The 25,300-nt window shown below is 31.1% G+C and carries 16 protein-coding genes and 3 tRNA genes; 13 read left to right on the top strand and 6 right to left on the bottom strand.

The window, feature by feature from the left end; genetic code table 11:
• Nucleotides 1–41: 41 nt before the first annotated feature.
• The 10 genes from WH52_RS09505 to WH52_RS09465 all read left to right on the top strand — a co-directional run bounded on the left by WH52_RS09505 (nucleotide 42) and on the right by WH52_RS09465 (nucleotide 13,952).
• Nucleotides 42–1,571 carry a type I restriction-modification system subunit M gene (locus WH52_RS09505; protein WP_086030716.1) on the top strand — a complete coding sequence of 510 codons (1,530 nt, stop codon included), beginning with the start codon at nucleotides 42–44 and terminating at the stop codon, nucleotides 1,569–1,571.
• The gene (locus tag WH52_RS09500; RefSeq protein ID WP_086030715.1) at nucleotides 1,568–1,972 is read left to right on the top strand and encodes a hypothetical protein; all 405 of its coding nucleotides are present in this window, start codon (nucleotides 1,568–1,570) and stop codon (nucleotides 1,970–1,972) included. The genes WH52_RS09505 and WH52_RS09500 overlap by 4 nt, the downstream gene beginning before the upstream one ends.
• On the top strand, nucleotides 1,972–3,207 hold the full coding sequence (locus WH52_RS09495) for a restriction endonuclease subunit S (RefSeq protein ID WP_086030714.1): 1,236 nt from the start codon (nucleotides 1,972–1,974) through the stop codon (nucleotides 3,205–3,207). Before WH52_RS09500 ends, WH52_RS09495 begins: the two co-directional genes overlap by 1 nt.
• A gap of 31 nt (nucleotides 3,208–3,238) precedes the next feature.
• The gene (locus WH52_RS09490; RefSeq protein WP_086030713.1) at nucleotides 3,239–3,535 is read left to right on the top strand and encodes a hypothetical protein; all 297 of its coding nucleotides are present in this window, start codon (nucleotides 3,239–3,241) and stop codon (nucleotides 3,533–3,535) included.
• A gap of 50 nt (nucleotides 3,536–3,585) precedes the next feature.
• Nucleotides 3,586–6,651 carry an RNA-directed DNA polymerase gene (locus tag WH52_RS09485; protein ID WP_086030712.1) on the top strand — a complete coding sequence of 1,022 codons (3,066 nt, stop codon included), beginning with the start codon at nucleotides 3,586–3,588 and terminating at the stop codon, nucleotides 6,649–6,651.
• 5 nt (nucleotides 6,652–6,656) lie between these two features.
• Nucleotides 6,657–9,872, top strand: a complete 3,216-nt coding sequence (locus tag WH52_RS09480; RefSeq protein ID WP_086030711.1) for a type I restriction endonuclease subunit R — start codon at nucleotides 6,657–6,659, stop codon at nucleotides 9,870–9,872.
• Nucleotides 9,872–10,567 carry a M48 family metallopeptidase gene (locus WH52_RS09475; protein WP_086030710.1) on the top strand — a complete coding sequence of 232 codons (696 nt, stop codon included), beginning with the start codon at nucleotides 9,872–9,874 and terminating at the stop codon, nucleotides 10,565–10,567. The genes WH52_RS09480 and WH52_RS09475 overlap by 1 nt, the downstream gene beginning before the upstream one ends.
• A 25-nt stretch (nucleotides 10,568–10,592) precedes the next feature.
• Nucleotides 10,593–10,754, top strand: coding sequence for a hypothetical protein (locus tag WH52_RS14880; protein ID WP_158091370.1), 162 nt, complete (start codon nucleotides 10,593–10,595; stop codon nucleotides 10,752–10,754).
• Between the two features lie 83 nt (nucleotides 10,755–10,837).
• Nucleotides 10,838–13,096: a KAP family P-loop NTPase fold protein gene (locus WH52_RS09470; RefSeq protein WP_086030709.1), complete on the top strand. Its 2,259-nt coding sequence runs from the start codon at nucleotides 10,838–10,840 to the stop codon at nucleotides 13,094–13,096.
• Nucleotides 13,097–13,109: 13 nt separating this feature from the next.
• A complete protein-coding gene (locus WH52_RS09465) occupies nucleotides 13,110–13,952 on the top strand; it encodes a GIY-YIG nuclease family protein (RefSeq protein ID WP_086030708.1) in 843 nt (280 codons plus the stop codon).
• An 88-nt stretch (nucleotides 13,953–14,040) separates the two neighbouring features.
• Here the strand turns inward: WH52_RS09465 and WH52_RS09460 are convergent.
• From WH52_RS09460 to WH52_RS09445, 4 genes are all read right to left on the bottom strand, one after another.
• A tRNA-Arg gene (locus tag WH52_RS09460) sits at nucleotides 14,041–14,114 on the bottom strand.
• Between the two features lie 14 nt (nucleotides 14,115–14,128).
• Nucleotides 14,129–14,203 (bottom strand) — tRNA-Pro (locus WH52_RS09455).
• 24 nt (nucleotides 14,204–14,227) lie between these two features.
• Nucleotides 14,228–14,309, bottom strand: a tRNA-Ser gene (locus WH52_RS09450).
• Nucleotides 14,310–14,396: 87 nt separating this feature from the next.
• The gene (locus tag WH52_RS09445) at nucleotides 14,397–16,457 is read right to left on the bottom strand and encodes an HD family phosphohydrolase (RefSeq protein WP_086030707.1); all 2,061 of its coding nucleotides are present in this window, start codon (nucleotides 16,455–16,457) and stop codon (nucleotides 14,397–14,399) included.
• 108 nt (nucleotides 16,458–16,565) lie between these two features.
• On the opposite strand from WH52_RS09445, the gene WH52_RS09440 reads away from it, so the two are divergent.
• Nucleotides 16,566–17,741 carry an acetyl-CoA C-acyltransferase gene (locus WH52_RS09440; protein ID WP_086030706.1) on the top strand — a complete coding sequence of 392 codons (1,176 nt, stop codon included), beginning with the start codon at nucleotides 16,566–16,568 and terminating at the stop codon, nucleotides 17,739–17,741.
• A 65-nt stretch (nucleotides 17,742–17,806) separates the two neighbouring features.
• Nucleotides 17,807–18,541 (top strand): C40 family peptidase, encoded by a 735-nt coding sequence (locus WH52_RS09435; RefSeq protein ID WP_086030705.1) that lies wholly within the window; start codon nucleotides 17,807–17,809, stop codon nucleotides 18,539–18,541.
• A gap of 78 nt (nucleotides 18,542–18,619) precedes the next feature.
• Here the strand turns inward: WH52_RS09435 and WH52_RS09430 are convergent, their stop codons facing one another.
• On the bottom strand, nucleotides 18,620–19,864 hold the full coding sequence (locus WH52_RS09430) for a tetratricopeptide repeat protein (protein ID WP_086030704.1): 1,245 nt from the start codon (nucleotides 19,862–19,864) through the stop codon (nucleotides 18,620–18,622).
• Between the two features lie 23 nt (nucleotides 19,865–19,887).
• Nucleotides 19,888–22,383: a DNA gyrase subunit A gene (gene gyrA / locus WH52_RS09425; RefSeq protein WP_086030703.1), complete on the bottom strand. Its 2,496-nt coding sequence runs from the start codon at nucleotides 22,381–22,383 to the stop codon at nucleotides 19,888–19,890.
• A 323-nt stretch (nucleotides 22,384–22,706) separates the two neighbouring features.
• On the opposite strand from gyrA, the gene WH52_RS09420 reads away from it, so the two are divergent.
• On the top strand, nucleotides 22,707–25,262 hold the full coding sequence (locus WH52_RS09420; protein ID WP_086030702.1) for an ATP-dependent Clp protease ATP-binding subunit: 2,556 nt from the start codon (nucleotides 22,707–22,709) through the stop codon (nucleotides 25,260–25,262).
• Nucleotides 25,263–25,300 lie beyond the last annotated feature (38 nt).

Raw genomic sequence — 25,300 nt, 5'->3', positions numbered from 1 at the left:
AATAATATAAGTATAGTCTTCTTTTGATAATTAAATCAAATATGAAAAACACCAAGGTAACAACTGAAGAAATCAATGGAGTAGTTTGGCAAGCCTGTGATACTTTTAGAGGAGTAATAGATCCAAGTCAATACAAAGATTACATTTTAGTAATGCTATTTTTAAAATACGTATCAGACGTATACACAGAAAAGCATAACGAATATTTAAAAAAGTATGATGGAAATATAGAAAGAGCTAACAGAGCCATGCAGTTAGAACGTTTTGTAGTACCAGAGCATAGTCATTTTAATTGGTTGTACGATCAAAGAAATGAACCCAATATAGGAGAGTTAATAGATATAGGTTTAGCAGATTTAGAAGAGGCTAACCGAGAAAAGCTAACCAGTGCAGATGGTGCAGGAATTTTTAGAAATGTAAGTTTTAACAGTAGTAACTTAGGAGAAAAGAAAGATAAAAATACTCGTTTAAAAAACTTATTACAAGATTTTGCTAAGTTAGATTTAACTCCATCACATTTAGAAGGCAACGATATTATTGGAGATGCTTATGAATATCTTATCAAAAACTTTGCAAGTGATGCAGGTAAAAAAGCAGGAGAGTTTTATACCCCTGCTGAAGTTTCTACTTTATTAGCAAAGCTTACCAAATCAAAACCAGGAGCCAGAATTTATGATCCTACCTGTGGTTCTGCTTCGCTATTAATAAAAGCGGGTAAAGAAGTTGGCGATACTAACTTCTCATTGTACGGACAAGAAGCAAACGGAAGTACTTGGGCTTTGGCAGTAATGAATATGTTTTTACATGGGTTTGATAATGCCAATATCCGTTGGGGAGATACTTTACGTAATCCAAAACATTTGGAGGGAGATGCTTTAATGAAGTTTGATACCGTGGTAGCAAATCCACCGTTTTCTTTAGATAAATGGGGACAAGAAGACTTACAAGACGATAGATTTGAGCGTTTTCATAGAGGATTACCACCAAAGAGTAAAGGAGACTGGGCATTTATTACCCACATGATTGAAAGTGCGTATAAAGATACGGGTATGATTGGCGTGGTAGTACCCCACGGTGTTTTGTTTAGAGGAAGTGCCGAAGGAAAAATAAGAACCAAAATAATTACCGATAATTTATTAGATGCGGTTATTGGTTTACCAGCCAATTTGTTTTTTGGAACAGGCATACCTGCGGCTATTGTATTATTTAACAAAGGTAAAGAACAACGCAAGGAAACCTTGTTTATAGATGCTAGCCAAAGTTTTGTGAGCGATAAAAACCAAAACCGATTATTGCCCGAACATATAACGCGTATTGTACATACGTACACTCAGTTTAAAGAAAATAAACTTACAGCAGGAATTATAGAAGATAAGTATAGTTATGTGGCTACTTTAGAAGAATTAAAGGAGAACGATTATAACTTAAACATACCTCGTTATGTAGATACTTTTGAAGAAGAAACGGAAATTGATATTACCGAAGTGCAAAAAGATATTAGAACTTTGGAAAAGGAGTTAAACGAGGTACGTGTAACAATGGAAAACTATTTAAAAGAATTAGGATTATGAGTAAAACATTTGAAAAATGGTTACAAAATCAAGATGATAGAATTAAAAAATACGTAGTTCAAATAGCTAAGGAGTTTTCTTTAGAAGCTAAGTTTAAAGGATATTATTTTGAAGAAAATGATTTGAGAGGTGTTATAGACCCTGCACCAATCTATAAATCATTTAAAGATTATCATAGCCAAGTGAAAGACACAATGTTTATAGATCATGTTCGATATTTTTTTGATTTGTCAAATAGCAAAGAGACTAGAATTTTAACGGTTCGTTTTTTCAATAGTTCAATCTCTCCAATTTCCTTTTCTATAGAAGAGACTTATGGAGAATCAAAAGTAGAAGACAACGTTACTTATGATAATTTAGAACTAATTAAAGAATTAATAGCTAAAAAGTTTACCAGTTGATGTTAGATCCAAAAGAAAAGAGGTTAGGCTATAAAAAAACAAAATTAGGATGGATTCCTAATGAATGGAATATTTTAAAAATAAATGATGTAGGAAAAGTGGTTACAGGTGGAACACCAAATACCAATCAAAAAGAGTATTGGAATAATGACCATTTATGGTTTACACCTTCTGATATTAATCTTTTTTTAAAATTTGCAGATTCTTCTAAAAGAAGAATTTCTAATGAAGGATTAAAAAATTCTTCTGCAACTTTATTTCCTAAGGGAACAATTATGGTTTGTACAAGAGCTACTATTGGTGAACTTGCTATTTCAAAATATGAAGCTTCAACAAATCAAGGGTTTAAAAATCTAATCGTAAATGATAAAAATGATGTGGAATATATTTTTTATTTATTACGACAATATAAAAATGTATTAATTAAGCTATCCTCCGGAAGTACTTTTTTAGAATTGAGTACTAATGATTTTAGGACGATAAAATTGGCTATACCCCCAATCCAAGAACAAAAAGCCATAGCCAATTGTTTATCCACTTGGGATATTGCGATAGAAAAACAAACCCAATTGATACAAGCAAAACAAACTCAAAAGAACGCCTTAATGCAACAGTTGTTAACGGGTAAAAAACGTTTGCCTGGGTTTACTGAGGAGTGGGAAGAAAAGAGTTTAACGTATTTTTTAGAATATACTCCTAGACCAATAACTAAACCTAATATACCATTTACAAAACTAGGTATAAGAAGTCATTGCAAAGGAACTTTTCAAAATAAAAACTTTAAGCCAGAAGCTATTGCTATTGATAAACTTTTTGAAGTTAAGAAAAATGATCTTATAGTTAATATAACTTTTGCATGGGAAGGAGCTATTGCTATTGTTAAGCAAGAGGATGATGGGGGATTAGTTTCTCACAGATTTCCGACATATACATTTAAAAAAAATATAGGAAGTTCATTATTTTTTGAACAGTTTATTAAAACTAAAAGATTTAGATTCTTATTAGAATTAATATCTCCGGGAGGTGCAGGTAGAAACAGAGTTATGAGTAAAAAGGATTTTTTAAAACTAAAAATAACTATTCCCGAATATAAAGAACAAACAGCTATTGCCAATATATTAAATACGGCAGATAAAGAAATTGAGTTACTACAAGTGCAATTACAACAATTACAACAACAGAAGAAAGGATTAATGCAGCAGTTACTAACAGGTAAAAAAAGATTGAAGTATTAGACATACAAAGAATTAAATAAGAATCAGAAAAATGAAAAAAGAATTTGAAATTATAACACAATTGAGCAAAGCCCAGCGTCAAGAATTTGATAAAGATCTTCAGGCATTATATCTACAGTGCCATAATGCTCTTAATGGCAAACTTGAAAAACTAAAGGATGTTACAGCCAGTATAAATTTGTTAGATCAAGTTTTTTTAAAAGTTACTTTTGAGTATGACAATACAATAAAAGATACAGTAAAAGGTAAAATTACAGCTTTAAAAAAATATAATAATAAAGAAGAATACTTAGTTGCATTAGCTAGAGATAAGGTTAGTTTAAACTAATACTTTAGAATAAGAAACTAGCTCATTAAAATTAAATTAAAGTCTCCCAAATGAAAAAGAAAACAAAATTTGAACTCAAGGATATTGAACTAGCCTATAGAAAACTAAAAAGCTATGTATATTACGATAACTTTTCATTATTATTAAGACAACAAATAGCGGAATTTGAATCGAGTTCAAATTTTGAAGAATGCTTAGCTAAACTGGTAGAATTTTTAAATGATCCAGTAAATAATCGAAGCTATTTTGAAGCATTATTAAATGAAATAAATTATTATGTAGCTCCAAAAAAGTTTTCTAGAGAACCATTTAATTATGGAGATAATATTATTAGTAACAATTTTACAGAAAGCAGCTATCTTTTAGAAAAAGTAAACTATTTTTTTAAAGGACCAATAGAATTACATATTATTTCTATTCTATGGATTTTAAAAGAAGGGTTTGTATTGCATAAAGAGTATCATAAAGACAACTATGCATATTATTTAGAACTAAATTCAGAAAGTGGCAATGTAGTTGATGGTTTACGATTGTTTAAACCTTATTTTGATCAATACCAAAGATGGAGAGATAAAGGAGTTGACTTAGCTAAAAATATAGTAGCTAACGATACAGATGTTGTAATACTAGCTTTAGATATTAAAGAATATTATTATAATATTAACTATAACCTAGATTTACAAGATAAAATACACCAAAAAATAACTACTGAATTAGGAATAAGAGGAACATTATTTACCCAGATGATTTTTGACATAAATGATGCGTATCAAAAAATATGTCCTAAAAATTCTAAAGCAATTATGCCTATTGGTATATTATCTTCAGGAATATTAGCTAATTGGTATTTAACTGATTTTGATAGAAAAATAAAAGAAGAATTAGCACCTGCTTATTACGGTAGATACGTAGATGATATTTTAATTGTATTTAGTAACACTAAGATTTTAAAAACATTTGATGAAACTAAATTCAACTCTCCTTTAGAAGCTTTTTTACATAAGTTTTTTGTAGATCGTAAAATTTTTAAACCTAAAGTAGAAGAAAAAAAGACGATTCATAAATCAAAAAATAAAGACTGTATTTGTGAAGAAATCAAAAAAGAAATTACGTATCAATTTGTTGATAATGAACTTATAGAAATACAAAAAGATAAAATTATTTTATATTCTTTTGAGAGTAAAGAATCTCAGGCAGTACTAGATATGTTTAAAAAGAAAATAGAACAACATTCTAGCGCATTTTGGTTTTTACCTAATGAAAATGATATTAATGATGATTTTGATGAGAGTGTTTATGAATTAAATTATACAGATACGGTTAATAAATTAAGAAGTGTTTCAGATATTAAACAAAGTAAATATGGAGCTTCTATTTTTTTAGCAAAACGAATAAAAGTAAGTTTATTATCGGATAATGAAAAAGATGATAAAACTACAGAACAAATACTCACCTTTTTTAAAGGTATTATAAATTTAGAGTTTTCTAACCTTTGGGAAAAGGTCTTAACTTATTTTGTAATAGTTGATGACAGAAAAGCTTTTTGGAAGTTTTTTAAAGAAACTATATATGCAATTGATAGTATAAAAGCTTTTGACAACAAGAAGCTTAAAAAGGAAGAAATTGAAAATATACAAAAGTATTTGAGTGAGTTTTTAATGAATTGTTGTGCTATGGCTACGGCATTGAATCCTAACTTTGTAACTCAAAATTGGTGGGAAGATAGATGTAGTCGTTTTAGATTTAGTTGGTTTAACAGTAGCTTTTATAAACGAGTTTATAGTTTAAAAGAAGAGTATGTAAGGGCTAATTTATTACGTAATAGCTTTGTGGTTGTACCATTACTTAATTATTTAAAAATAGCAAATGAAGAGGATGTAAATTTAGTTAAATATGATTATTTAAGAACTTTAAATGTAGAGTTAAGTAAAGAAAATCTAAGTTTTGATAAGAAGAAATTAAGATATGCACCACGTTTTATTTATTTGTATGAATTCAATAGTATTTACTTCTTAAGAAAACTAATCTTTCAGGCAAAAAATAGACATTTAAAAATGTTTGAAGATTTAGAGCAAAAAATATATGATAAAAGCTTCAATGCTTTTTTTAAAGTAAATTATAAGTATAGAAATACTTATTTTGACTCAAAAAATGGTGAAGAAGTTAGTAATTATTCCGAAAACTTGAAGGATTATTATTTTAAAATAGACAAAGGTTTTAGAGATAAAAATGAAACATTAGGATATAATACTTTAGAAATTCCACAATCAAAAAAAATAACAAACGATTTAAAAATAGCAGTTGCCAATACAAAAGTAGAGAAATCTAATATAGCTAAATCGTTATTTGAAACACCTAACACAGATAAAGAAAGACGAAAAGATTTTATAGACTTAATTAATGGCGCTGAAAAAGTAAAAGCTGATATTTTAATATTGCCTGAAGTAAGTACTCCATATAGATGGTTGCCTATTTTGGCAGACCAAGCTCGTAGAAAACAAAGAGCAATTATTGTAGGTTTAGAACACATCCGAATTAATAATATGTGTTATAATTTACTAGCTACTATTTTGCCAATGGAGCATAACGGTATTAAAGATGCAATAATTAATTTTAGATTAAAGAATCATTATTCTCCTGCTGAGACAAAATTGATTAAAGACAGAGGTAAAATAGTTCCTAAGCTTAGTAAAGCTTTATATAATTTATTTATATGGCGTGGAATTCACTTTAGTAATTATAATTGTTATGAGCTGGCAGATATACATCATAGAGCTTTATTCAAATCAAAAGTAGATGTACTATTCGCATCTGAATATAATCAAGATGTAAATTATTTCTCCAATATTGTTGAAACAGTTTCTAGAGATGTGCATTGTTATTTTGTGCAAGCTAACAGTTCTGATTTTGGAGATTCAAGAATAACTAGACCTGCTAAAACTGCTATAAAAGACATTTTAAGGTTAAAAGGAGGAGAAAACAGTGTCGTTTTATTAGGGAAAATAGACATAAAGAAGCTTAGAGAGTTTCAAAAGTTGAGAATTTCTGGTCAAGACACAAAGGTTTTTAAAAATACACCTCCTGATTTTGACTATTTAAACGTTGAAAACAGATAATTGCTATGGAAACACCGTCATTTAAAGAAGATCATATATCTCAATTACCCGCATTACAGCTTTTAATTACAATGGGCTACACCTATATAACCCCAGAAGAAGCCTTAGCAGAAAGAGGATATAAAACGTCAGGTATTTTTTTAGAAAATATTTTAAGAGCCCAATTAAAACAAATTAATAATGCCAAAGTTTCGTCTACTAAAGAAGTAGCTTTTACTGAGAATAATATTGAAGCTGCTATTATAGCCTTACGAGATGTTCCTATGGTAGATGGATATATTAGCACAGCACAAAAATTATATGAATTACTAACCTTAGGGAAATCTGTAGAGCAAAGTATAAATGGTGATCGTAAAAGTTTTGATATTCATTACATAGATTGGAAAAACATTGAAAACAATGTATTTCACGTAACAGAAGAGTTTAGTGTCTTACGTTCGGGGTTAAAGGTTGAGTACCGACCAGATATTGTATTGTTTGTAAACGGAATTCCTCTTTGTGTTATAGAGTGTAAACGACCCGATATGAAAGATCCTTTGCAACAGGCTATATCACAAAACTTGCGTAATCAAAAAGACGATGGAATACGCAGTTTATATAGTTTAGCACAATTGGTAATAAGTGTAACCGTAAACGAAGGAAGTTATGCTACTACAGGAACTCCAGAAAAGTTTTGGGCAAAATGGCAAGAAAACTTTAAGAACAAGGAAGAAGAATTACAATACGAAGAAACGTTATTAAAATTAAAAAACACTCCACTTTCCACCAAAGTAAAAGATAATTTATTTACAGAGCGATATAGGTATGTTCGTGCTTATTTTGATGAGTTAGAAAAAACAAGAGTATTACCAACTCCACAAGATCGGTATGTCTTTAGTTTATGTGAACCAAAACGATTATTAGATTTAGCATATAATTTTACTTTATTTGATAATGGAGCTAAAAAGATTGCACGTTATCAGCAATATTTTGCTATTCATAAAGCCATGAATCAGTTATGTCATTTACAAAATGGAAAACGAATGGGAGGAGTAGTATGGCATACACAAGGAAGTGGAAAATCGTTAACTATGGTAATGCTAGCACAAGCTATTGCTATGGAATCTAGTATTAAGAATCCTAAAATTATTTTAGTAACAGATAGAACAGATTTAGACACACAAATTACAGGAACATTTAGAAAATGTGGTGTAGATGTGGAGAATGCAAAGTCTGGGACGAAACTAGTAGAGTTATTGCAGAGTAAAAGTGATGCTGTGGTTACTACTATTGTAAATAAGTTTACCACTGCAGTTAAAAAGATACAAACGCCATTAGAAAGTCCGAATATTTTTGTGTTAGTAGATGAAGGACACCGTACCCAACATGGTACTTTTAATATAGAAATGCAAAAAACATTATCGAATGCTTGTTTTATCGCATTTACAGGAACTCCCTTATTTAAAAAAGATAAAAATACCTTAGCTAAATTCGGTACGCTTATAGACAGTTACACGGTAGATCAGGCTGTTAAAGACAAAGCTGTTGTTCCATTATTATATGAGGGTAGGCATGCTTTACAAGATGTAAATTCGAGCCCTTTAGATAACTTTTTCAACATGGTTTCCGAACCTTTGTCTGACTATGAGAAAGCTGATTTAAAAAAGAAGTTTAGTAGAGCAGGACAATTAAATATCGCTGATCAAAAGATTTATGCTATTTGTTGGGATATCACAAACCATTTCGTTAAAAACTTTCAAGGTACTGTATTTAAAGGGCAAGTTGTTTGCCAAAGTAAAGCTGCTGCTGTAAAATATAAGAAGTATTTGGATGAAATTGGTAGAGTGTCTAGTGAATTGGTTATTTCTCCTATAGATGAAAGAGAGGGAGAAGAATCGGCTTATGGAGAAACATCAGAATTAGTAAAAAAGTTTTGGCTTAAAATGATGGATGAGCATGGGACAGCTAAAAAGTATCAAACCAATATTGTCAATCGTTATAAAAATGATAACCATCCAGAGTTAATTATTGTGGTAGATAAACTTTTAACAGGTTTTGATGCACCACAAAACACAGTATTATATTTGACAAGAAAATTAGTTGGTCATACTTTATTACAAGCTATTGCCAGAGTTAATAGAGTAGCAAAAGATAAAGACTACGGTTATATTATTGATTATTATGGGGTATTAAAAGAATTAGATGGTGCACTAAAGACTTATTCTGCTTTTGAAGATTTTGATCAAGAGCAATTACAGGGAACACTTACTAATATTACTATAGAAATAGAAAAGTTACCCCAAGCATATTCTGATGTATGGCAACTTTTCGAGGCTGTAGAAAATAAAAAAGATGCTGAAGCTTACCAACAATTATTAAGAGATGAGGCAATTCGTGCGAAGTTTTATAACCAGTTAAATTCATATGCACGCTTATTAAAACTAGCCTTATCTTCTATAGAGTTTCACAAAGCAACACCAGAGAAACAAATACAACGGTATAAAGAAGATTTGGCATTTTTTATGAAGTTAAAAGTTGCTGTAGTTTCTCGTTACTCTGATACTATAGATTATAAAAAATACGAAGGACAAATTCAAAAACTAATTGATTCGCATATTCCAACTTCAGGCATCGTTAAATTAACGGATTTAGTAAATATTTTTGATAAGGAAGCTTTTGAAGAGGAAGTAATTAAATTAGAGGGGAAGGCAGCAAAAGCAGATATGATTGCATCGCGTACTGCGAAACATATCACTGAAAAAATGGAGGAGGATCCTGCGTTTTATAAAAAGTTTTCTCAAATGATAAAAGATACTATTGAAGATTATTTACAGCAACGTATAAGTGAAAGTGAATATTTAACTAGGATTACAGAAATAAAAGAGTCCGTTTTAAACGGTACCGATAGTAAAGTGCCAGAAAGTTTAAAGAAAAAAGAGGTAGCTCGAGCTTTTTATGGGGTTAGTATAGAAGAATTTGAACAAGTTGTAAGTGAGAAAGATATTCGTACTAAAATAGCCGAAGAATTAGCATTAAAAGCTGATGAAATAATTTTAGAAATACTAGATGTTAAAAAGGTAGATTGGACAACAAGTGTAGATATTCCAAAGAAAATGATTATGCTGATTGGGGATTATATTATTGATCATATTCGAGATAAGTATGAGATAAAACTAGGTTTTAGTGAGATTGATAAGATTGCAGAAAGAATAGTTGATATAGCTAAAATAAGATATAAATAATGACAGGTTTCGTACAATACGGATCGGAAAAAATAATGTATAATATACTGTTTGTAGACAGAAAATCTCTTGGTATAACAGTGTATCCTAACAGGAATGTAGAGGTGAAAGCTCCTCTGAATACAACTTTGGATAAAATTCAGAAGAAGGTAAAAAAACGTGCCTCATGGATTTTAAAGCAACAAGATTATTTTTTATCGTTTGAACCTAGAATTACGAATAGAAAATTTGTTTCTGGTGAAACGCATTATTATTTGGGACGCCAGTATCAATTAAAAGTTATTAATTCGGATATAAATAAGGTGAAATATACGGGAAGATTTATTGAGATATATGTAACAGAAAGGGGTAATGTAAAAGAACAATTACAACAATGGTATCGAGAAAAGGCTGAGATTTGGTTAAAAAAATTAGCTGATAAACATATTGAACGATTTAAAAAGTATAATGCTGAACCTAAGAAAGTTGAGCTTAAAAGAATGGAAAACCGTTGGGGTTCTTGCTCTAGCAAAGGTAGGATTCTTTTAAACCCAGATTTGATAAAAGCTCCTAAAGCTTGTATAGAGTATGTAATTATACATGAATTGTGTCATTTAGTTTTTAGAGATCATACCACAGAGTTTTTTAATTTACAAACTCATGAAATGCCCGATTGGCAAAAATGGAAAATGAAGCTGGAAACACTTTTAGCATAGAAAATTAACTGATAATAATATAATTATGAAAAAACGTCCCCCATTTGAGATTGGTAGTGTTTTAAAACATCTACCAACAGGAACCATTATAATCTTAGAAAAATATGGTAGACAATTAGCTCAATGTTATGGATTATTTATAAGAAGAGGAACTACGAAAAGTGATCCTAATTATAACTTTTTATAAGGAAAAATAATTAACCCTAACGTTTCCTTTGAAGGTTTAACTGTAGAATATGAGTCATTAAAAACTAATTAAAATAGGTAATTATGGTAGAGAACTTAGCTAGTATAGTAACTAAAAACGAGGTTTTTATAGGAATAGAATATGGCAATATTCAACCAACTGAATTAAAAACTTCAACGAAGTACGACGTATTAATTCTCGATAAACTTTACCCTCCTAAAGAAGTTATTCGCTTAGCAGCTAAATCGAAAGGACTCAATCCCAAAAACTATTATTTAAATGGAGGAGATTCAACAAACAAGTATCTTCAAAAAATGGGGTTTCCTATTTTTAGTAAAAAAGGTAATCATCTTGGAGGAGGTGATACAGGTAAAATTTGGAAATTAGGAACAAGATGGGGAAAAGGAAAGCCTAATTATAACAGTTTGCTAGAAACAGAGAAAATTGTTATTAGTGTAGAACGATTTAAATATAACACTGGAGATCTGGTTGTTATAATGGATGGTCATACCGTTACAAGTATTGCCAGAGTTGAAAGCGAAATGATTCCTGTTACTAGTACTCCTGAATTACAAGAACAATTTGAAAGTTTAGAAATTGAATGGAGTGAGTGGATTCTAACCGCTAAAGCAACAATATATAATTTAAATCCCTCTGAGCAATTTATTTATAAACTAGATGCTGGTATTAGAGAAGTTCAAAAACAAGAAGTTAAAGAAAAAGCCATTAAATTTTGGTTTGAAAAATATTATAAAAACAACTTTTTAAATTCATTCAATAAAAAAGATTTATCCCCTTCAGCTGAAATTAATTTTAGTGGTAATAAATCTTTCAATGGCATAAATGATTCAAATGTAAAACCAAAATTAGATGCTAATATTATAAGTAAAAACTTTGCTCGATTAATAACAAACTTGAAAGATAATAAAGGGCAAATGCTTGGTTTGTTTGGCCAATGGGGAAGAGGAAAAACATTTTTAATGGATTTAGTTTGTAAAGAATTAAAAATAGGTACCCCTAAAGAAAGTAACTTTTATTATGTAAACTTTCATGCATGGAAATATCAAGATACAGAAGGAGTTTGGGCATATCTCTATCAACAAATTACTGAGCAGTATTTTACACATAAAAAGGATACGTATTGGATAACCTCTAAATTAAAAGAATATTGGCTTTTATCTAAATTAAACTTTAATAGAAATGGATTTGGAGATGCTGTACTGTTTTTAATGTTACTCGTTTTTGCTGCTACAATTATTGTTATTTATCCTGAACTAATAGAAAATGTTCAGTTTTGGAAAGCTTTTTTTATTACATCATTATCTACTCAAACATTATTATTCCTTAAAAAAACATGGAAATTAGGAGATAAAGGGAAGCGATTAATAAAAAAATATACACATAAGCCAAGTTTCAACAAGTTATTGGGAGTACAAGCGGAAATTCAAGAGGAATTAAAATATGTTTTAAAATCTTGGATTCCTAAGGTGGAAGATATAAAGAATAATAAACGGTTACTACTTTTTGTTGATGATTTAGATCGATGTAAAGAAGAACGGTTAATACAAGTGATTGATGCTCTTCGTGTAATGTTGGAAGATCAAGATATTGTAAAAAGAGTAATAATAGTAACTGCTATTGACGAAAAGATATTAGAAAGAGCTATTGAGTTAAAATATAATGAATTTCTTGATAAAGAAGGTGATAACAGGAAAGGGTCTCTAATAAAAGAATACTTAGATAAATTATTTATAGCTTGTATTAAGTTACCTCCTTTATATGATAAAGAAAAAGAAGTTATGATAGATGCTTATGCTGATAAGATTGGCGTTGAAATAGAAGAGACAAAACTGAAAACTCAAGTTACTAGCGGTATGATTGAATATAAAGACCTCAAAAACATAAAAACTGAAGTAGTTGAAAGTGAAAGCAAAAGTTTAAATGGGTATTTAGGAGTAGAAAAACAAGAAGAGAAAAAGATAATTATTGAAGAAAGTAAAAAGACTGAAGAGAGTACATATATTATAAAATCTAAAGAACTAATTTTACTAAAAGGGTATGCAAAAAAACTAGAAGGTGATATAACTCCACGACAGCTTCGAATTTTTATGTACCGTTATTTATTAGCTAGAGATCTAGCTAAATCATTTAACAATAATATTGCACCTAGTGAAGAATGGTGTAGATATGCATTAAGTAAAATAGTAGAAAATAGAAATAAGAACTTTATAGAGTTTGAAAACAATGAAATTGAAAAAGAATCAGATATTAAGATAAATGGAGTTTCAGAAGAGTTAAAAGAATCTACACAAAAATTAATTGCTATTGTAGCACCTTATTAAAACAAAATAAATAATGACCAACCGTCCCCAAACCATACAAATATTTTTGCCTACAGGTTCACCAACAGGAGTGAAAGAAGCTGAGTTAACAAATCGTTTATTAAAAGTCATGTATTTTCCAAGAACAGCTATGGAAGATGCTGCAAAAAGAGATATAGCGAAATATACAGGTGTGTATTTTTTATTTGGAACTGATGATAATGGAGCCGATAAAGTGTATATAGGTGAAGGAGAAAACTGCTGGGAACGAATTAAAAGTCATCACAGAAAAAAGGAGTTTTGGACAGATGGTGTTATCATTGCTACTAAAAATGATATTTATACAAAAACGGAAGCTAAATTTTTAGAGTATGCTTGTTTAAAAGAAGCAAAAAAAATTGGAAGGTATATTACTACCAATGATACCGGATCTAAAAAGCCTTCCATACCAGAAACACGAATCTATGATTTAGAGGACAATTTTGAAACATTAAAAATACTTCTTGGAACTCTAGGGTTTCCCTTATTTAGAAATATAGAACAAAAAGAAACTAATCAAACTGAATATTATTACTGTAAAGGAAAGGAAGCACAAGCAACTGCAATGTTGACAGATGAAGGTGTTTGGGTATTAAAAGACTCTTTAGCCAATTTAAAGGAAACAAAAACAGCTGGTAGCTGGGTTGTTGGAATGAGACAAAGATTATTAGATTCAGGAGCGTTAGTAAAAAACGGAAGCACTATAAAATTTGCTAAAAAAGTTTTATTTAAATCTCCTAGCGCTGCTGCAGCCACAGTTTTAGCTAGAAGAGCAAATGGCTGGATAGAATGGAAAAATAACAATGGTAAAACCCTAGACGAACTTAAAAGAAAGTAACCTTAATAATTCTTAGCTTTACGCCCCCTTTTTCTCCCCCTATAAAACAAAAAAACCTTCAAAATCAAAAGATTAAGAAGGTTTATTGTGATCGCGACAGGATTCGAACCTGTGACCGTCTGCTTAGAAGGCAGATGCTCTATCCAGCTGAGCTACGCGACCAGTAACTCTTTTTGTCGGGGTGGCAGGATTCGAACCTGCGACCTCTTGGTCCCAAACCAAGCGCGATAACCGGGCTACGCTACACCCCGATAAGGTTATCTACAATTCTTTTGCGGAGAGACCGGGATTCGAACCCGGGCATCCCGAAGGATGACAGCTTAGCAGGCTGCTGCATTACCACTCTGCCACCTCTCCTTAACTCGTTATATTGAGTTAAAAATTGCGAGTGCAAATATATAATGGATTAAACATTCTCACAAGTTTTTTTGAAGAAAAAAATAACTAATCTGGATACTCTACACGTAAGTGGTAGATATTCATCAACTTATTCTTAATAATTTTTTTAATTTTTTCTATTTCTCTAAAAGTGATATCAGAATTTATGAACTGATTATCCATTTTTTGCTTTTCAATAATCTTATTTATCAATTCATCTATACTTTGTGCAGTCGGATTCTTCAAACTCTTAGAAGCAGCTTCTGCAGCATCACACATCATTAATATTGCTGTTTCTTTAGAAAATGGAATAGGGCCTTGATATTGAAACTTCTTAATATCCACTTCTCCATCTGGGCTATTCTCTTGTTCCTTTTTATAAAAATAGTACGTTACGTTTGTTCCATGATGAGTTCTTATAAAATCAATTATTCTATCAGGTAACTTATTCTTTTTGGCGATTTCAACTCCTTTAATTACATGATCTAAAATAATACGTGCACTATCTCTTGCTGATAAATCGTTATGTGGATTTACTCCTGTTGACTGATTTTCTGTAAAATACATAGGATTTGCCATTTTACCAATGTCATGATACAAAGCTCCTGTTCTTACCAACATAGAATTCGCTCCTATTTCATTTGCTGCTGCCTCAGCTAAATTGGCTACTTGCATAGAATGTTGAAATGTTCCTGGTGCTTTCTCATTCAACTCTCTCAATAGTTTTGAGTTTGTATTAGATAATTCTAATAAAGTAACATCAGAAACTAATCCGAATACCTTTTCATAAAAATAGATAAAGAATACTGCTAAGAATGATAACAATCCATTTACAGCAAACAATCCGAAGTACATCCAATTAATCTTATCTGCATTCCCTTCTTTTATAATTGAAAAGGCAAAATAAGTAATCATATAAATCAATGTTATTTGACCTATAGAAATAAACAAATTCGCTCTTTTATATAATTCTGAAACTGTTAAAATGGTTACAATTCCTGCGATGATATGTAGGTAAATAAACTCAAAACTATTAGGCACTATAAACCCAAGTAATAGTACTGTAAGCACATGAGCAAACATTCCTAAACGAGCATCGAAAAATGCTTTTAGAACAATTGGAAGAATACTTAATGGAACAACATACAAATAGTCAGAATTAAACTTAACAACCATGGTTTGTACCAAAATCATTAGAAAAACATTGAAAAATATAAATGTTACTTTATTATTATCGTTGAATATTTCTAGTCGATAACGTTGCATAAATAACAATAACATTAATAACGCTAACGATACTAAAACTGTGTAACCAAATACAATCCAATTTCGATTAGATTTTGTCCATATTTGTGATTTTGATGCGTTTTCATAAGATTGTAACACATTAAAACTCTTTCCTTCTACAATATCTCCTTTTAAAATAATTAATTCTCCTTTAGACACTTTACCTTTCGTTAGCAACACTCCATTCAAAGCCTCAGTCAACTCTTTTTGAGTAAACTTTACATCATAAAAAACATTCGGAGTTAATAAATCTGAAAGCGTATTAATTAAAATTGATTTAGAATATTCTTTAACCCCAACAATATTTTGATTGATTATATTCAACACATCTTTAGATTGAATCAATCTCGAAAACACTAATTCTTCAATCGTGTTTCCTCGTCTTAGAACAATTATATCATCTTTATTCTCAAGTTTATTTCTCCCAGTTTCATCAACAAAACCATTAGCATAAACTTTTGCAATAATCTTATTCCCTAAGCTCAGTACATCAGATATATCTCTTTTAGATAACGAATCACTCAGGGTTAAACTATTAACCTTTTCTTTAAAGGTAGCTTCAACTTTATTTTTAATTTCATTATTGAATTCAAAATACAAACGCGATGCTTCTTGAATTTGCTGCTTTTCTTCAGTAATTTCTTTATCTGTTTTTTGAATAGCAAAATCAAACGGGGCATATAAATTTGCGTATTGCCAAGGCTTTCCTAAAGAAAAATCATACTTAAACTTCCCTCCTTTCGGAAACAAATAAACAATTGCAAAAGCTGTAATTAAGAACAAAAACACCTTGTAAATTATAGCATTATTCTTATAGAGTTTGTTAATAAATTGATTCATTGAATGTATTTAATATATCGTAAAGATAACCTTTCTCTTTAATTTTACTACTTGCTATAATTTGGTTATTTTCGCAAGACAAAATTAACAACAAATATATTCAACAATATGAAAGAAGTAGTAATTGCATCGGTTGCAAGAACCCCTATAGGAAGCTTTTTAGGAACTTTATCTACTACACCTGCACCAAAGTTAGGAGCAGTAGCAATTAAAGGAGCTTTAGATAAAATTAACTTGAAACCAGAAATGGTTGAAGAGGTTTTTATGGGAAATGTAGTTTCTGCTGGTTTAGGACAAGCACCTGCACGTCAAGCTGCTATGTTTGCTGGTATTCCTAACAACGTTCCTTGTACTACGGTAAATAAGGTTTGTTCATCTGGAATGAAATCTATTATGTTAGCAGCCCAAACAATTGCTTTAGGTGATGCTGAAATTGTTGTTGCTGGTGGTATGGAAAACATGAGTATGATTCCTCATTACCAACATGCTCGTAGTGCTACCAAATTCGGCCCAGTAAAAATGGAAGATGGTATGCAGAAAGATGGTTTAGTTGATGTTTATGAACAAGTAGCAATGGGAGTTTGTGCTGATGAGTGTGCTGTTGAATACAATTTTACTAGAGAAGATCAAGATGCATTTGCTATAGAATCTTACAATCGTTCTTCTAAAGCTTGGAGTGAAGGAAAATTTGCAGATGAAATTGTTCCTGTTGAAATTCCTCAACGTCGTGGAGAACCAATTATTTTTTCTGAAGACGAAGAATATAAAAACGTAAAAATGGAAAAAATTCCTGCTTTACGTCCTGCATTTACAAAAGAAGGAACTGTAACAGCTGCCAATGCCTCAACTATTAATGATGGTGGGGCTGCATTAGTACTAATGTCTGCTGAAAAAGCTGCTGAATTAGGAATTACTCCATTAGCAAAAATTAAAGGATATGCAGATGCTGCTCACGAACCAAAATGGTTTACTACTGCTCCTGCAAAGGCATTACCAAAGGCTTTAGCTAAAGCTGGAGTTTCTATTGATGATGTAGATTATTTTGAATTAAACGAAGCTTTCTCTGTTGTTGGTTTAGCAAACATGAAAATTTTAGGGTTAGATGCTTCTAAAGTAAATGTAAATGGTGGGGCTGTTTCTTTAGGGCACCCATTAGGGGTTTCAGGAGCAAGAATTATTATTGCTTTAACTTCTATTTTAAAACAAAACGATGCTAAAATTGGTGCTGCTGGTATTTGTAACGGTGGTGGTGGTGCAAGTGCAATGGTTATCGAAAAATTATAAAATTTTTCATCACATAAAACATTTATCTTTTGACCTACGGAATTTGTAATCTTAGTATAGTACCTATGAGGCTTTCTCCTTCTGACACTTCAGAAATGGTTAACCAACTTATTTTTGGTGAGCATTTCAAAGTATTAGAAAAAGATAAAAAATGGAGTAAAATAAAATTGTCTTTCGATGGATATGAAGGCTATATAGATAACAAACAATACGAAGAAATTTCAGAAGATTCTTTTAATCAATTAACTACAGAACCTAAAAACTATGCAGGTGAATTAATTGATTTTATTACTGATGATGCTAATAACTTAACAACAATTCCGTTAGGTGCTCGATTACCTTTTTTAAACAATCAACAATTTAAGTTAAACGGAACTCAGTTTAATTATCAAGGTAAAATTTGTAATGCTAAACTTCCTAAAACTTCAATTGTAGAAACTGCTTTTATGTTTTTAAACACTCCCTATTTATGGGGTGGTAAATCTCCTTTCGGAATAGATTGTTCTGGTTTTACACAAACAGTTTATAAACTTTGTGGTTACGAATTATTAAGAGATGCTAAGGAGCAAGCTACTCAAGGTGAAGTTTTAAGTTTTATTGAAGAAAGTGAACCTGGTGATTTAGCATTTTTTGATAATGAAGAAGGAATTATTACACACGTAGGTATCATAATGACTGATTACAACATTATTCATGCCCACGGAAAAGTAAGAATTGATAAACTAGATCATAGTGGGATTTACAATGTAGATAAACATTCCCACACTCATAAGTTAAGAGTTATTAAACGAATGATATAATTATAGATTTATTTCATATTAAGAATATGACATAAAAAAACCGAAACTAATGTTTCGGTTTTTTTATTTCATATTCTATTATTTCATTGATTTGTATAAATCTCTATACTCTTTAGCTTTTGCTTCGTTCTCTAAAATTTCATAGATATTCATTAAAGTTTTAACAGTATCTACACTTCTATTTAAAGAATCAGCTTTTTCTAAAAATGGTAAAGCTTCTTTATAAACCTCTTTTTGCTTAGCAGCTAATTCATCGTACTTTTTAAAGTTAGACAAGTTCTTATTCATTTCTTCAACGATAGCTTTATCTTTATTTAAAACTACTACTGCTAAATTCATATAAGCATCTGCATAATCTGGTTTTAATTCAGTTGCCTTAATATAATATTTTTTAGCATCCTTCATTCTCCCTTGGTTATAATTTACAACTCCTAAGTTATAATATAATGTAGGGTTATTTGGATCCAAGGCAATAGCCTCATTCATTAACGCTCCAAACTTATCCATTTCGCCAAGCTTAATATACATATCAGCTTCGTTTAATAATAAGTTTAAATCTTTAGGATTCGCTTTTCTAGCTTCTGTTAATGCTGCAATAGCTTCTTCAGTTTTTCCTTGCTCTTTTAAAATTAAAGCTACATTCTTAACAATAGTAGCTGACTTAGATTCAGAAACTTTTACTTCTGGCTTTATATACTGACCAGACTTTACCATTAAATCACGTTGTTGCTTCGAGCCTAAATTTTCGACTTTGCCAGTTACTCGGTTAGTAGCAATGTATTGTGTTTCGACTCCAGTATACCCAATTTTTCTTAATTCATTATAATATTTAATTGCAGCATCATAATCTTTTGCTTGGGTTGCGGCAACAGCAGCATTATACGCATATGAGGTATCTTTAGGGCTTAAAACATATGTCAAATAAAAATTCTCAGATGCTCCTTTAAAATCTTTTTTATTATTATATAAGTCTACAGCTTTATTAGATACTTCTTGGATCATTTGATTTAAGACTGGCTTAGCATCACTTGAATAAATATCATCCTTGATACTCTTTTCAAACGACAACAATTGATTGAAAGCCTCAGAAGCTAATTTATAATTCTTTTTTGCTGCATAAGCTTTACCTTTTAAGAAGTAAAACTTCGATTTATATTTATCTTTAGCGTTAGCAATTAATCCTTCTGCAGAATTTAATGCTGTAATAGCTCCAGCAAAGTCTTGATTTTTAATTGCTTTTTCAGCAGCTTTTAACTCAGATTTTTGAGCTGTAGCAGCTATAGATATTACTCCTAAAGAAAGTGCTAAAATCTGTTTTTTCATTTTAGTTATTGTTTATTTAGTGTTTATTCTTGATTTTCGTTTACATCATTTTCAATTTCCGTGCCATTTTCACTTTCTTCTTCTTCATGCATAACTTTTGCTACTGCAGCAATACCATCATTACTCTTGATGTTTATCAAACGAACTCCTTGTGTAGCTCTACCCATAACACGTAAATCTTCTACTGCTAAACGAATTGTAATTCCTGATTTATTAATAATCATTAAATCGTTAGAATTATCTACATTTTTTATAGCTACTAATTCACCTGTTTTTTCAGAAATATTAAGAGTTTTAACTCCTTTACCACCTCTATTTGTTATACGATAATCTTCTAATTTAGAACGCTTTCCGTACCCTTTTTCAGAAACTACTAAGATATTACTTTCCATATCATTAACAGCAACCATACCAATAACTTCGTCATTATCATGTGCTAAAGTAATACCTCTAACACCAGATGCTGTACGTCCCATTGGACGAGTTTTCTCTTCTTCAAAACGAATTGCCTTACCAGATTTTAAAGCTAACATTACTTGACTATCTCCAGTAGTTAATTTTGCTTCTAAAAGCTCATCTCCTTCCTTAATAGTAATTGCATTAATACCATTAGTACGCGGACGAGAATATTGCTCTAATGGAGTTTTCTTAACCTGTCCTCTTTTGGTAGCCATAATTACGTAATGATTGTTGATATACTCTTCATCTTTTAAATCACCTGTAACTAAGAATGCTTTCACTTTATCATCTTGTTCAATATTGATAAGGTTTTGTATTGCTCTACCTTTTGAATTCTTTCCTCCTTCTGGAACTTCGTATACACGCATCCAAAACACTTTCCCTTTTTGAGTAAAGAACAACATATATTGATGATTAGTTCCTACAAATAAATGCTCTAAGAAATCTTGATTACGAGTTGTAGCTCCTTTTTGACCTCTTCCTCCTCTATTTTGAACTTTATATTCATCAAGATTTGTACGCTTTACATAACCTGCATGAGAAATAGTTACCACTACTTTCGAATTAGGAATCATGTCTTCAATTCGCATGTCTCCTCCTGCATACTCGATAGTAGAACGACGCTCGTCTCCGTATTTATCACGGATATGAATCAATTCATCTTTTATAATATTATAACGACGTTCTTCGTTTGCTAAAATATCTTTTAAATCAGCAATTGTTTTGATAATTTCATCATACTCTGCACGTAACTTATCTTGCTCTAATCCTGTTAACTGACGTAAACGCATTTCAACAATGGCACGAGCTTGAATTTCAGTCAATTCAAAACGTTCCATTAACTTTTCACGAGCTTCATCAGCATTTTTAGAACCACGAATTAAAGCAATTACTTCATCAATGTTATCAGAAGCAATGATTAATCCTTCTAAAATGTGCGCTCTAGCTTCAGCTTTCTTTAATTCAAATTCTGTACGACGAACAACTACTTCATGACGGTGTTCAACAAAGTGATGAATTAACTGCTTTAAGTTTAATTGCTCTGGACGACCATTAACTAAAGCAATATTATTAACGCTAAAAGAAGTTTGTAATTGCGTGTACTTGAATAATTTGTTTAAAACGATGTTTGGTATTGCATCACGTTTTAAAACGTATACTACACGCATTCCTTTACGGTCAGACTCGTCACGAATACTTGCAATTCCTTCTAACTTTTTATCGTTAACTAAATCAGCAGTTTTTTTAATCATTTCTGCTTTGTTAACTTGGTAAGGAATTTCAGTAACAATGATACACTCACGTCCTTTAACTTCTTCAATCGTAGCTTTAGCACGCATTACTATACGACCACGACCGGTATGAAAAGCATCGCGTACACCATCGTAACCATAAATAATTCCTCCTGTAGGAAAGTCTGGTGCTTTTACATGTTGCATTAACTCGTCAATCTCAATATCACGATTATCTATATAAGCAACTGTACCATTAATAACTTCTGTTAAGTTATGAGGAGCCATATTTGTAGCCATACCTACTGCAATACCAGAAGCTCCATTAACTAATAAATTTGGAATTCTTGTAGGAAGAACTGTTGGCTCTTTTAAAGTATCATCAAAGTTTAATTTGTGATCTACAGTATCTTTTTCAATATCAGATAACATTTCTTCTGATATTTTTTGCATACGTACCTCCGTATAACGCATTGCTGCAGGACTATCTCCATCGACCGAACCAAAGTTTCCTTGTCCGTCCACCATCATATAACGTACACTCCAATCTTGAGCCATACGCACCATAGAGTCGTACACTGATGTATCACCATGTGGATGATACTTACCTAATACTTCTCCAACAACTCTTGCCGATTTCTTGTAAGCTCCTGTAGATTTGATACCTAATTCATGCATTCCATATAAAACTCTTCTGTGTACTGGTTTTAAACCATCACGAACATCTGGTAATGCTCTCGAAACAATAACCGACATCGAGTAATCGATATACGCCGATTTCATTTGCTCTTCAATGTTGATAGGTATCAACTTTTCGCCATCTGCCATATATTTCTTTTTAAAATATTAGTACTCATTTTCGTTAAAAAAGTGAATTTTATCTTCGTAATAAAACTCACTTCTTTCCCTCGCTAAAACGCGTTGTTTTTTAAAACATGGCAAGATACAATTTACACCTATTATATACAAAGTTTCACCCCATTGTTTTCAGTATACTTATTAACAATTTAATTGAAAAATTTAAGCTATTTCTATTGAAAAAAATTGCATATTTATCACAGCCATAATGACAGCATTTAGTTTTGGCATTTTTTTTGTAATTTTTAATAAAAAAAACTCACTAACTTTACACAATACAGAATTTAATTTATATGGACGATAATTTTTCACCACAAGTTAGAGATGTAATTACCTTTAGCAAAGAAGAGGCTTTACGCCTTGGACATGACTTTATAGGTACTGAACATCTTTTATTAGGTTTGATACGTAAAGGAGACGGAAAAGCCATTGAGATCTTAACTACATTTGATGTGGATTTAGACTTGGTGCGCAATAAATTGGAAAAATTAAATCCGTCTACAATCAATTTAACAAATAACGAAAAGAAAAGCTTACACTTAACTCGTCAAGCTGAAAAGGCTATAAAAACCACTTTCTTAGAAGCAAAGCTATACCAAAGCTCATCCATTGATACAGCTCATTTATTGCTTTGTATTTTAAGAAATGAAAATGACCCTACAACTAAACTTTTACAAAAGTATGATGTAGACTATGATCAAGCTAAAGCTTTATACAAAGAATTACATATTGGAGATTACGATACAAGTAATGATCCTATAGCTCAAACTCCTTCTGACGATGATTTTTCTGAAGAGAAATCTAACCCTTACGGGCAACAACCTAAAGGAAAACAAGCTAAAAAATCTAAAACTCCTGTTTTAGACAATTTCGGTAGAGATTTAACTGCCTTAGCAGAAGGAGGTAAATTAGATCCTGTTGTTGGAAGACTAGAAGAAATTGAGCGTGTTTCTCAAATTTTAAGTCGTCGTAAAAAGAATAATCCAATGTTAATTGGTGAACCTGGTGTTGGTAAATCTGCCATTGCTGAAGGTTTAGCTTTAAGAATTGTAAACAGAAAAGTATCTCGTATCCTTTTTGATAAGAGAATTGTTTCTTTAGACCTAGCTAGTTTAGTAGCAGGAACAAAATATAGAGGTCAGTTCGAAGAACGAATGAAAGCTTTAATGAATGAGCTTGAAAAGAATGATGACATCATTCTTTTTATTGATGAAATTCATACAATTGTTGGTGCTGGTGGAGCAACAGGCTCTTTAGACGCATCTAACATGTTAAAACCTGCATTAGCAAGAGGAGAAATTCAATGTATTGGGGCCACTACTCTAGATGAATACAGAACTAATATTGAGAAAGATGGTGCTTTAGAACGTCGTTTTCAAAAAGTAATTGTAAATCCCACTACTGTTGAAGAAACAGTTCAAATTTTACACAACATAAAAGGCAAATACGAAGCACATCATAATGTTGAATTTACCGATGAAGCTATTGAAGCTTGTGTAAAATTAACTAACAGATATATGACCGATAGATTCCTACCTGACAAAGCTATTGATGCTTTAGACGAAGCTGGATCTAGAATCCATATCACCAACATTGTTGTACCTCAACAAATCCTTGAATTAGAAGCTCGTCTTGAAGAAATTAGAGATCGTAAAAGTAAAGCTGTAAGTGGGCAAAAATACGAGGAAGCAGCTAAACTTAGAGATGATGAAAAGAATATTGAAACCGCTTTAGAATCTGCACAACAACAATGGGAAGAAGATTCTAAGTTACATAGAGAAATAGTAACTGAAGATAATGTTGCTGAAGTTGTATCTATGATGACAGGAATTCCTGTTAATAGAGTTGCTGAAGCAGAGAGCAACCGTCTTGCTGAGCTACCGAAGTTAATAAAAGGGAAAGTTATTGGTCAAGATGAAGCTGTTACTAAAGTTGTCAAAGCAATTCAACGAAATAGAGTTGGTTTAAAAGATCCTAACAAACCTATTGGATCATTCATTTTCTTAGGTTCCACTGGAGTTGGAAAAACACAATTAGCTAAGGTTTTAGCACGTGAGTTATTTGATTCTGACGATTCTTTAATTAGAATTGACATGAGTGAATACATGGAAAAGTTTGCTATTTCTCGCTTAATTGGTGCACCTCCAGGATATGTTGGTTACGAAGAAGGCGGGCAATTAACAGAAAAAGTACGTCGTAAACCATATTCTGTAGTTCTTTTAGATGAGATTGAAAAAGCGCATCCAGATGTATTTAACATGCTTTTACAAGTATTAGATGACGGACATATTACCGATAGCTTAGGAAGAAAGATTGATTTTAGAAATACTATCATCATCATGACCTCAAATATTGGTGTTCGCAAACTTAAAGACTTTGGTGGTGGAGTTGGTTTCGGAACTTCTTCTAAAAAAGAACAAGAAGACGCTCATGCAAAAAGTATTATTGAAGGAGCTTTAAAGAAATCATTTGCTCCTGAATTCTTAAATCGTATTGACGATGTAATTATTTTCAACTCATTAGAACGTGAAGATATTCATAAGATTATAGATATTGAATTAGATAAATTATTACACCGTATAGCAGATTTAGGCTACAACTTAAACTTAAGCGAAAAGGCAAAAGATTACATTGCTGATAAAGGATACGATAAACAATACGGAGCAAGACCTTTAAAAAGAGCTATTCAAAAATATATTGAAGATGCTTTAGCTGAAGAAATTGTAAACTCTAAATTAGACGAAGGCGATTCTATTTTTATGGATTTAGATGAAAGTTCTAAAAAACTAATCATCAAAATTGAAAAAGGTGAAAAACCTGAAGAAACTAGAACCGAAATAGACGAATAAGTTAAAACTTAATTAAATTACAAAAGGTGTTTGATCTT

Source organism: Tenacibaculum holothuriorum, assembly GCF_002120225.1.
GTDB lineage: Bacteria > Bacteroidota > Bacteroidia > Flavobacteriales > Flavobacteriaceae > Polaribacter > Polaribacter holothuriorum.
The sequence above is the reverse complement of the archived record's forward strand: the minus strand, read 5'-3'. Positions and strand labels throughout refer to the sequence as shown.